Raw genomic sequence first — 413 nt, forward strand, 5'->3', positions numbered from 1 at the left:
TACTTGATTGTTAAAAACTATAGTTTTACATTGACTGTGAATGTAGTTTATTTATGTTACTTATTGAAGTGCGGAATGTGGGTTTGAAATTCGTTGTGTTGTCAACGGTTCGGGTCGAAGACACGACTACAAGTTGTTCGTCGATAGTAAAGTGCGTTTTCATCCCGAAACCGAGAGCTTAGAAGATAGTGGCTACCAAGGTATTAGCAAGTTACATAGGAATTGTCGTTTACCAAAAAAGAAACCAAAAAAGGGCAAGTTAACTCCAGAAGATAAGGATTACAATCGTTCTTTGGCCAGTCGTCGGATTGCCATTGAACATGTGAATCGACGTTTAAAAGTTTGTAACCGTTCAGGGGGGTAACGAGAGAATAAGAGTTACAGGCGATTTAATTGGTTGATCTAGCTACGTC

1 protein-coding gene is annotated in these 413 nt (G+C 39.0%); it reads left to right on the top strand.

Translation table 11 applies throughout. The annotated features are described in order from the left end of the window. The first annotated feature begins 88 nt into the window (after window positions 1–88). Window positions 89–364 carry a transposase family protein gene (locus TOL9009_RS38120; RefSeq protein ID WP_084763123.1) on the top strand — a complete coding sequence of 92 codons (276 nt, stop codon included), beginning with the start codon at window positions 89–91 and terminating at the stop codon, window positions 362–364. Window positions 365–413: the final 49 nt, after the last annotated feature.

It is taken from the genome of [Scytonema hofmanni] UTEX 2349, from assembly GCF_000582685.1.
GTDB lineage: Bacteria > Cyanobacteriota > Cyanobacteriia > Cyanobacteriales > Nostocaceae > Hassallia > Hassallia hofmanni.